Consider the following 9,583-nt stretch of genomic DNA (forward strand, 5'->3'; position numbering starts at 1 on the left):
GTCGTGGGTGACGAAGACGGTGGTGTGGCCGGTGGCGTCATGGATTTCGCGCAGCCAGCGGCGCAATTCCCGGCGCACTTGCGCGTCAAGCGCGCCGAACGGCTCGTCGAGCAGCAGCACCTTGGGCTCGATCGCCATGGCGCGCGCCAGCGCCACGCGCTGCCTCTGGCCGCCGGAGAGCTGCGCCGGATAGCGCTTTTCGAGCCCTGAAAGCTGGACGAGGTCCAGAAGCTCGGAGGCGCGACGGCGGATCTCCTGCGCCGGCGGGCGCGACGGTCCGTGCCGGACCTTCAGGCCGAAGCCGATATTGTCCGCCACCGTCATGTGCCGGAACAGCGCATAGTGCTGGAAGACAAAGCCGACATTGCGCTCCTGGATGGACTTGTGCGAGGCGTCCTCGTCGCCGAAGAATATCTTTCCCCGTGTCGGCCGCTCCAGCCCGGCGATCAGCCTGAGCAGCGTCGTCTTGCCGGAACCGGACGGTCCCAGCAACGCGATCAGTTCGCCCGACTTGATGTCGAGCGACACGTCGTGAAGCGCCGGAAACTGGTCAAACTCCTTGCGCACGTTGGCAACGCGAACTTCCATAGTGGTCCCTTTGTCAGTGCCCGCGTGTCGCGGCGATCTCGGCGCCGTAGCGCATCTCGAGAAGTGTTTTCAAGACCAGCGTGACGAGCGCCAGGCCCGCAAGCAATGAAGCGACGGCGAAGGCACCGACGGCGTTGTACTCGTTGTAGAGGATTTCGACATGCAGCGGCATGGTGTTGGTCAGGCCGCGTATGTGGCCCGACACCACCGATACCGCGCCGAACTCGCCCATGGCACGCGCATTGCACAGGAGCACGCCGTAGAGCAGCCCCCATTTGACGTTGGGCAAGGTCACGTACCAGAAGGTCTGCCAGCCATTGGCGCCGAGCGAAAGCGCTGCCTCCTCGTCGCCATTGCCTTGTTCCTGCATCAGCGGGATCAACTCGCGGGCGACGAAGGGGAAGGTGACGAAGATTGTGGCCAGCACGATGCCCGGCACGGCAAACAGGATGACGATGCCATGCGCTTTCAGCCATGTGCCGAGCAGCCCCTGGGCGCCGAACAGAAGCACATAGACGAGGCCCGATATGACCGGCGAGACCGAGAAGGGGAGGTCGATCAGCGTGGTCAGGAAGGCCTTGCCCTTGAACTCGAACTTGGCGATCGCCCAGGCGGCGGAGATGCCGAAGACGATGTTGAGCGGCACCGAGATCGCCGCCACCAGCAGCGTCAGCCGGATCGCCGAGCGCGTGTCGGCACTGCCGAGCGCTTCGGTGTAGGCACCGATGCCCTTGGCGAAGGCTTCGTTGAAGACGATGATCAGCGGCAAGAGCAGGAAAATGCCGAGGAAGGCGAAGGCGACGGCCATCAGAGCAAGGCGCGCAGGGCGGCTTTCAGTGACCGCCGCCGACTGGCTTTCATGATGCGGTTCGTAGGATTTGATCTCCGGGTCAGCCATAGCGCTTGCGGCTCCATGACTGTGCGAGATTGACGACCAAAAGCATGATGAACGACAGAGCGAGCATGATCGCCGCGATCGCTGTCGCCGCCGGATAATTGTATTCCTCCAACCGAATGACGATCAGCAGGGGTGCGATTTCTGATTTGTAGGGCAAGTTGCCGGCGATGAAGATGACCGAGCCGTATTCACCGACGCCACGCGCGAAGGCGAGGGCGAAGCCGGTGACGATGGCCGGCGCCAGGCCCGGAAACAGGATGCGGGTGATGATCTGGAAGCGATTGGCGCCAAGCGTGGCGGCGGCTTCCTCCACTTCCTTGTCGATCTCCTCCATGATCGGCTGCACGGTGCGCACGACGAAGGGCAGGCCGATGAAGATCAGCGCGATGACAATACCGAGCGGCGTATAGGCGACCTTGATGCCGAGCGGCATCAGCAATTTGCCGATCCAGCCGTTCGGCGCGTAGAGCGTGGTCAGCGCGATGCCGGCCACAGCCGTCGGCAGGGCGAAGGGCAGGTCGACCATGGCATCGACGATGCGGCGGCCGGGGAAACGGTATCGCACCAGCACCCATGCGACCAGCGTGCCGAAGACGACGTTGACCGCAGCCGCGACGAAGGCGGTGCCGAAGCTGATTCTCAGCGCATTGATGGTGCGGCGATCGGTGGCGATCGCCCAGAATTCAGGCCAGCCAAGGGCGGCCGAGCGCCAGAGCAGCCCGGATAGCGGGATGAGGATGATGAGGGTGAGGTAGGCAAGCGAGAAGCCGAGCGTCAATCCGAAACCCGGAATGACGCTCGGCTGCCTGAATCGCCACCCCGCCTGGGCGGGTGCTGTGGTCATGTCGTCCTGAATATCGACTGCTTACTGGGGCTTGTAGATCTGGTCGAATATACCACCATCGCCGAAATGATAAGGCTGTGCTTTTTTCCAGCCACCAAACTGTGGATCGTCGATGGTTACGAGCTTGATCGGCGGCAGCTTGGCGAGGTCCTCGGCCGGCACCAGATCGGGCTTGGCAGGACGATAATGGTTCTTGGCGATGATCGTCTGCGCTTCTTTGGAATAGAGCCAGCTCAGATAGGCTTCGGCGACCTTGCGCGTGCCCTTGGCATCGACATTGGCGTCGACTACCGCCACCGGCGGTTCTGCCAGGATGGAGGTCGGCGGGTAGACGATGTCGAAATTGTCGGCACCGAACTCGTCGAGCGCCAGATAGGCCTCGTTTTCCCAGGCGATAAGCACATCGCCAAGACCCTTTTGCGCGAAGGTCACGGTCGAGCCGCGCGCGCCGGTGTCGAGCACCGGAGCATTGGCGTAGAGCTTGCCGACGAACTCCTTGGTCTTGGCCTCGTCGCCGCCGTCATTGGCGTTGGCGTAGGCCCAGGCGGCGAGATAGTTCCAGCGCGCGCCGCCGGAGGTTTTGGGATTGGGCGTAATCACCTGGACACCGTCCTTGACGAGGTCGCTCCAGTCGTGAATGCCCTTGGGATTGCCCTTGCGGACGAGGAAGATGATGGTCGAGGTGTAAGGCGCTGAATTGTTTTCGAATTTGGTGCGCCAGTCCGGATTGATCTTCTTCGCCTTCGAGACGATGGCGTTGATGTCGCCTTCAAGTGCCAGCGTCACCACATCGGCATCGAGGCCATCGATCACGGCGCGGGCCTGGGCGCCCGATCCGCCATGCGACTGCTGGACGGTGACGGTCTCTCCGGTCTCGGCCTTCCAATGCGCGACGAAAGCTTCGTCATAGGCCTTGTAGAGCTCGCGTGTCGGATCGTAGGACACGTTGAGAATGGTGGTATCGGCAAACGCGAAACCGAGCGTGCCGAACTGGACAGATGTGGCGACCAGTGCGCCGAGCAGTTTCCTGAAATGAGGTTTGGTCATTTCTGCCTCCGTTGAACCCGCGCCAAATCTACCGAATTGGTAGAAATTAGATGCATTCAATGTTGCCTTTTTTGCCCCTCTTGAGAAAATGTTCGACGCCATTTCGCCGTTAGGAGAAATATTTTCCTCTTGAGGCCAAAGGAAGAATCCATGACCCGGCCACTCAGCCTATCTAGCAAGGGGCGGTGCCGAGGCAAGGTGCGGAATTTGGTCCGGTGCATCAATCGGCGGTGATGGGAAAGTCGAAACGCTGTCTGGCGAACGGTTCGCTTTTCAGCGTGAAGTGCCACCATTCCCTTGCATAGTTCTTGAAGCCGCCGGCGCGCATGGCGTCGACAAGCATCTTGCGGTTTGCCGCCACTTCACTGGCAAGGCCTCGGTGGGCGGTTTCGCTCATCGGATCAAAGCAGTCGAAGCCGGTGCCGAAATCGAGCGTGTCGGCATCGCCCGCGCCGCAGGCCTGGTTCGGGCTGGACCTGCGGTCCGTCCGGGCGACGGCGACATCGACGGTCGAGCCACGTGAATGGGTCGATAGTTCTCCGACATAACCCTTGGCGATCAGCTCACTGCGCCTGACCTTCGGATACCATTGTGGATCGGGCGACCCGCCATCGCGCGTCCATTCATTCATGTCGGCGACGGCGCGGGCAGGGCGGTAGCAATCGAACAACATCAGGGTCAGGCCTTTGGCGGCGATCGCTTTCTGGACGGCGGACAGTGCCTTTGCCGCCTGCTCGGTGAGGATGCAGGCCGGGGCGTCATAGCCGTCCACCTTGCGATGCAGAAAATTGTCCGATCCGGCGTAGCGTATGTCCTGGCGGATCGAGGGATCGACATCGGCGAGCCGGACGAAGCCGGCGGGCAGGGCATCGGCCAAAGCGGGGAGGGTGGTTGCCGCGACAAGGATTGTTGCTGCCAGTGCCGAGGCTGCCGACAAGAACGGATTGCGCGAGGGGTGCCTCGGAACAGGCATGGGTGAGTATCCTGCTATCTGCCGAGCGTCCGGAAAGCCAATTCCATGAATCTCTTGGCGCGATCTATTCGACGAACACCTTCACACTCGCCGCACGCCCTGCGGCGTCGATGACGGTCAGCGTCGAATAGCCGGCGCCGTCGGGCTGCCAGGTCGCGGTGCGGCGACGATCGATGCCTGCCAGCGGCTTGCCGTTGGCGAGCCAGCGGAACGGCGCACGGCCGCCTTGCAGCTTCAGCACCAGTGGCGAGGCGTCGGCCGAATTGGTGCCGAGATCGACGCGGGCGCCGTCAGGCGGGAAGATGATGGTCGGTGCGGGTTCGCTCACCGTCGCCTGCACCAGGCCATCCGACCCGGCGCCGAAGCGGGCGAGCGTCACCGGCAGGTCCTCGCGTCTGGGGCTGAACATGCCGGGCGGTTTGCCCGGCAAGGGGACGGTGGCGAGGCCCGAGCGGACAAAACCCTCGAACAGGATGGGAGCGGCCGAGACATAGCCGGAAAGGCCGGGCACCGCGCCGGCATCGGGGCGGCCGACCCAGACGCCCAGCACGTAGCGGCCGTCGAAGCCGACCGACCAGGCGTCGCGGTATCCGTAGGACGTGCCGGTCTTGTAGGCGATGCCGCGCTGCAAGGCCCCCTCGGGCGGCTTGACGCCTGACAATATGTCGATGATCTGCCAGTTGGCCTGACCGTCGAGGATGGTGGCGCTGGTGCGCTCGGCATCGGCAGGCTCGGTGCCGTCATGCAGCGTGTGCGTCTTGCCGCCATTGGCGAGCCCTGTGTAGAGCTGGACGAGGTCGCGCAATGTCACCCCGACGCCGCCAAGACCGATGGCCAGGCCCGGGGCTTCGTTGACCGGCAGTATGGGGCTGACGCCGGCCTGGCGGAAGCGCGCCATCAGCCGCGTTGGCCCGACCGCGTCGAGCACGCGGATCGCCGGCACATTGAGCGACAATTGTAGCGCTTGCCGGATGCTGACATCGCCCTGGTAGCCCATGTCGAAATTCTTCGGCCGGTAGCCGGAGAAATCGACGGGGCTGTCGTCGATCAGCGTTTCCTGCGCCACCAGGCCCTGTTCGAAGGCCAAACCGTAGATGAAGGGCTTTAGCGTCGAGCCTGGCGAGCGGACGATCTTTGTCATGTCGATCCAGCCGGAGCGGCTTGCGTCGAAGAAATTGGCCGAGCCGACTTCGCCAAGGATGTCGCCGGTGCGGGAGTCGGCCAGCACCATAGCGACCGACAGGCGGGGGCCGAGCTTGGTGGCCGCGTCCCTCGCCACCTGTTCCAGCCCCTCCTGGACGCTCTTGCGGATCGTCAGCTGCAAGGGCTGACCGGGGACGGCCTTGGGCAACATCGCATAGGCGGCGTGCGCGGCGAGCGCCGGCAGCGTGCGGCGCAGGTCCGAGACATCGTCGAGGGAGGCCCGTGCGGCCTCGCGCTCGCCGAGCAGGCGGGAGGAGACCATTCGGGTCAGCACCCGGTCGCGGGCGGCGTGGGCGATCTTCAAATTGCGGTCGGGCCGGCGCTTTTCCGGCAGTTGCGGCAGAGCGACGAGCAGGGCGGCCTCGGAAACGGTGAGCCGTTTCGGCTCCTTGCCGAAATAGGCGAGCGAGGCGGCGCGCACGCCTTCCAGATTGCCGCCATAAGGCGCCAGCGTCAGGTAGCGTTCGAGGATCTCGCGTTTCGACAGCCGCCGCTCTATCTGGATGGCGCGCAGCATCTGCTTGACCTTGGAGCCGAGGCTGCGGCTTTCGCGCGGCTCGATCAGCCGGGCAAGCTGCATCGAAAGCGTCGAGCCGCCGGAGACGATGCGGCCGCTGGTGGCGAACTGGCCGGCGGCGCGGGCCAGCGCCAGCACGTCGACACCTTCATGGTCCCAGAAACGCTTGTCTTCGTAGGTGACCAGCATGTCGACGAACTGCTTGTCGACCTGGTCGAGGCGGGTTTCGAGCCGCCAGTAGCCGTCCGGCGTGGCGAAGGCGCGCAACAATTCGCCGTCGCGGTCCTGGACTTCGGTGGAGACCGTGAGTTCGGCTGGAAGCGGGGGTGGGAAGGCACGGTCGAGCGCCCAGAGGGTGGTGGCGGCAATTGCGGTGAGTCCAATGAGGGAGGCTCCTGCAACGGCCGTGCGACGAAGGAACTTCTTGGAAAGCATGGCGCCGCCCCTCATCCGGCTGCCGCCACCTTCTCCCCGTATAGTGACGGGGAGAAGGGTGCTGTCATGGCCCTTGGCGCTTTTCCAGCAACGTTCAAAGTTGGCGAAAGCTTTGTTGCAGGCCTCTTTCTCCCCGTCACTATACGGGGAGAAATGCCCGGCAGGGCAATGGGGGGCAGCACAAGCCTCACTTTCATATTCGCCAAGGCGCCTTACGGCGCCTTGACCTCCATCATGCCGGTGGCGGTGCGGGCCGAATATTGCGGCCGGTACATGTCCTCCACCGTTGCCGCCGGGTGCGCATAGGTACCAGGCGTCACCGCGCGCACGACATAGGCGAGCGTCAGATTGTGGTCATGATCGCCGTCGGCCGGGTTGAACGCCGCGACGAAACGGTCGTCGCGGAATTCGAGATGCGCGGCATCGGTCTGCGCCAGCCACGAGAAGTTCGTCAACTGGGCGCTGGAGACCAGGCCGGGATTGTCGATCTCGAAGCCGGCCGGCAACAGGTCGGTGACCAGCAGGCGCGACGGCCATTTGTTCTGCTCGTTGACCTTGAGCACGACGACATAGCGTTCGTTCTGCGTCGCCTCGGTGACATTGGCCTCGGTGCCGTCGAGCTTGTAGTAGGTGCGGTTGATGGTGAAGCCGTCGCCGCCGGCCGGCAAGGGCTGGACCGGCGACGCCACGGTGGTGACGACGGCCTGCAGCGGGGTCTTGCCGGTGTTGGCGATGGTCAGCGGGCTGTCGGCCAGGTCAGAGCCTTCCACCTGGTTGGAGTAGCCGCCGGAATGCGCCGCGCCATTGACGGCCAGCATGATCGTATCATTGCCCTCCTTCAGCGCGCGGGCCGCCAGCAGCATCCAGGATTCGTCCTGGGTGGTGGTCCAGCGGGCTTCCGCGCGTTCCCTGGTCACCAGCTTGATCAGTTCCGGCACGATGGTCGGCACCGGCTTCGATTCCGCCGCCAGCGCCAGCATCGCCGCGCCATCACGCAGCCGCGAACCGTAGTCGGAGCGGTAGTAGTCGTAGTCGGTGGTGGACTTTGCCAACTGCAAGGCGGTCTTGAAGGTGGCTTCGGCGCGCGGTGTATCGCCGTAGAGCGCCAGGCTTGCCGCCAGCTGGGCAACGGCCATCGGGCTTGAGAAAGCTTCGAGTTGGGTATCCGCATAGTAGCGCAGGTCGCCGATCGAGGCCTTCTTGTTGCGGGCCAGAACGTAGAGGGCGTAGGCGATCTCGCTGCCACGGTCCTGGACGCTCTGGTCATAGCCGAGCGAGTTCTGCAAATTGCTCAGCGCCTGGTTCATGGCCAGGCTCGGCACGTCGTATTTCTGCTCGCGCGCCCTGGTCAGGAAATCGGTGACATAGGAATCAAGCCACAGATCGCCGGAGCCCGGACCCCACAGGCCGAAGCTGCCGCCCGAGGCCTGATAGCTCAGAACCTTATAGATGGCGTCCTGGATGCGGCCATGGATATCGGGGTCGCTGGCCATGCCGACGCCGGAAGCCAACTCATTGACGTAGAGAAGCGGCATGGCGCGGCTGGTGGTCTGCTCGGCGCAACCATAGGGGTAGCGGTCGAGCGTCATCAGCAGCGACGGCACGTCGAAGGCGGCGGCCTGCGAAACGCCGACACTGACGGAGGCGCCATTGAGCAGGCTGGCTGCCAGCAGTTCCTTGTCGACGCGCAGCGCGCCGCCATTGCCCTTGAGGTCGACCACCAGCCGGGTGGTCACCGGCAATTGCGCCGGGCGCACCGGCACATAGAGCGTCTGCTCGACCTTGGTGCCGTCGGCATGGGCAAGCTTGACGGTGAGCGAGGCATTGCCGGCCGTCTGAGCGACCAGCGGCACGGTCAGCGTCTGGCGCTTGCCCTGGGCGAGCGTCAGCTTCTGGGGCAGGGGCTTGTCGCCGGTCGACAGGTCACCCGTTGTTTCGATCGAGAACGCATAGTCGCCGGCCGGACCATCGGTGTCGGCGACGTCTAGGCGCATGACGGCGGCGTCACCAGGCGCCAGGAAGCGTGGCAGGCCAGCGGTGATCACGATGGGATCGCGCACGATGACATCGGACTGGGCGTGGCCGACCGCATCCTTGGTCCAGGCGACGGCCATGACGCGCACGGTGCCGTTGAACTGCGGGATGTCGAAGTCGACCCGCGCCTTGCCGTCGGCATCGAGTTCGACGATGCCGGAGAAGAAGGCGACCAGTTTTTCGGTCGGCGGGTTGCCTTGCGCCTGCATGTTGGCGCCGTCGCCGCCGGTCCTGAGCTTGCCGGTGTTGCCGAGCGAGCCGTCGATCAGGCGGCCGTATATGTCGCGGATTTCCATGCCCAGCATGCGCTGGCCGAAGAACCAGTTCTCCGGATCCGGGGCCTTGTAGTTGGTCAGGTTGAGGATGCCGACATCGACGGCGGCAACCATGACGTAGGCATTGCTTCCCGGCTGCACGCCGGCGACCGAAACCGGGATCGACAGCTGCTGGCGCGGCATGGTCTTGTCCGGCGGCGTCAAGGTGATGGCGAGCTTTTTCGAGCCCGGATCGACCTTCAGCCATTTCACGCCGATGGCGCGGGCCGGCATGCGCGTTTCCTGCGCATCGCCCGGCCGGAAGAGGGTTGCCGTGACATAGGCACCGGCACCCCAATCGTCGCCGACCGGTATGTCGACCGTGCTGCCGCCGGCCGGCACGGATGCCGTGACGGTCTTCAACAGTTTGTCGGAACCGATGTTGATGAGAAGTTCGCCGGCAAAGTGCGGCGAGACTTTCAGCCTGGCCACTTCGCCGGCGGCATAATTGTCCTTGTCGAGGGCGATTTCGAGGCCGTCAGGCGTTTCGGTGGTGGTCGAGGAGACATACCAGCCGGCATCGAACTCGTAGCTTGTCGCCGGTCCCTCGGGATCCGATGTCTCGACCTCGAGGCGGTACTGACCCCAATCGACCGGCACGGAGACCGTCGCGCCGCCGTCGGCGCTAAGGTCGACCTGGCCGTTGGCGATCGACTTGGTGAAGGTGACCGGCTCGTAGTTCCAGGAATTGTTGGAGCGGTACCACTGGTAATTGCGTTCGACCTTGACC

The 9,583-nt window shown here is 64.2% G+C and carries 7 protein-coding genes; all 7 read right to left on the minus strand.

The window, feature by feature from the left end; all coding sequences use genetic code 11:
- A partial coding sequence (locus tag EN984_RS11520; RefSeq protein ID WP_127383746.1) for an ATP-binding cassette domain-containing protein occupies nucleotides 1-588 on the minus strand: 588 nt, incomplete at its 3' end.
- Between the two features lie 13 nt (nucleotides 589-601).
- Nucleotides 602-1,486, minus strand: a complete 885-nt coding sequence (cysW, locus tag EN984_RS11525) for a sulfate ABC transporter permease subunit CysW (RefSeq protein ID WP_127270916.1) — start codon at nucleotides 1,484-1,486, stop codon at nucleotides 602-604.
- Nucleotides 1,479-2,330 carry a sulfate ABC transporter permease subunit CysT gene (cysT, locus tag EN984_RS11530; RefSeq protein ID WP_013530875.1) on the minus strand — a complete coding sequence of 284 codons (852 nt, stop codon included), beginning with the start codon at nucleotides 2,328-2,330 and terminating at the stop codon, nucleotides 1,479-1,481. Before cysT ends, cysW begins: the two co-directional genes overlap by 8 nt.
- Nucleotides 2,331-2,351: 21 nt before the next feature.
- On the minus strand, nucleotides 2,352-3,377 hold the full coding sequence (locus tag EN984_RS11535; protein WP_127271865.1) for a sulfate ABC transporter substrate-binding protein: 1,026 nt from the start codon (nucleotides 3,375-3,377) through the stop codon (nucleotides 2,352-2,354).
- Between the two features lie 220 nt (nucleotides 3,378-3,597).
- Entirely contained in the window at nucleotides 3,598-4,350 is a 753-nt protein-coding gene (locus EN984_RS11540; protein WP_127271863.1) for a M15 family metallopeptidase, read from the minus strand.
- A 64-nt stretch (nucleotides 4,351-4,414) separates the two neighbouring features.
- Nucleotides 4,415-6,505 carry a penicillin-binding protein 1C gene (pbpC, locus tag EN984_RS11545; RefSeq protein WP_127271861.1) on the minus strand — a complete coding sequence of 697 codons (2,091 nt, stop codon included), beginning with the start codon at nucleotides 6,503-6,505 and terminating at the stop codon, nucleotides 4,415-4,417.
- Nucleotides 6,506-6,717: 212 nt separating this feature from the next.
- A partial coding sequence (locus EN984_RS11555) for an alpha-2-macroglobulin (protein WP_164765439.1) occupies nucleotides 6,718-9,583 on the minus strand: 2,866 nt, incomplete at its 5' end.

The sequence above is a fragment of the Mesorhizobium sp. M7A.F.Ca.CA.004.12.1.1 genome, assembly GCF_003997835.1.
Classification (GTDB): domain Bacteria; phylum Pseudomonadota; class Alphaproteobacteria; order Rhizobiales; family Rhizobiaceae; genus Mesorhizobium.

What these genes read in the sequence shown, in the direction of transcription:
- cysW (WP_127270916.1), bottom strand. Translation starts at nt 1,486, where the DNA reads ATGGCTGACCCGGAGATCAAATCCTACGAACCGCATCATGAAAGCCAG.
- EN984_RS11535 (WP_127271865.1), bottom strand. Translation starts at nt 3,377, where the DNA reads ATGACCAAACCTCATTTCAGGAAACTGCTCGGCGCACTGGTCGCCACA.
- cysT (WP_013530875.1), bottom strand. Translation starts at nt 2,330, where the DNA reads ATGACCACAGCACCCGCCCAGGCGGGGTGGCGATTCAGGCAGCCGAGC.
- EN984_RS11540 (WP_127271863.1), bottom strand. Translation starts at nt 4,350, where the DNA reads ATGCCTGTTCCGAGGCACCCCTCGCGCAATCCGTTCTTGTCGGCAGCC.
- pbpC (WP_127271861.1), bottom strand. Translation starts at nt 6,505, where the DNA reads ATGCTTTCCAAGAAGTTCCTTCGTCGCACGGCCGTTGCAGGAGCCTCC.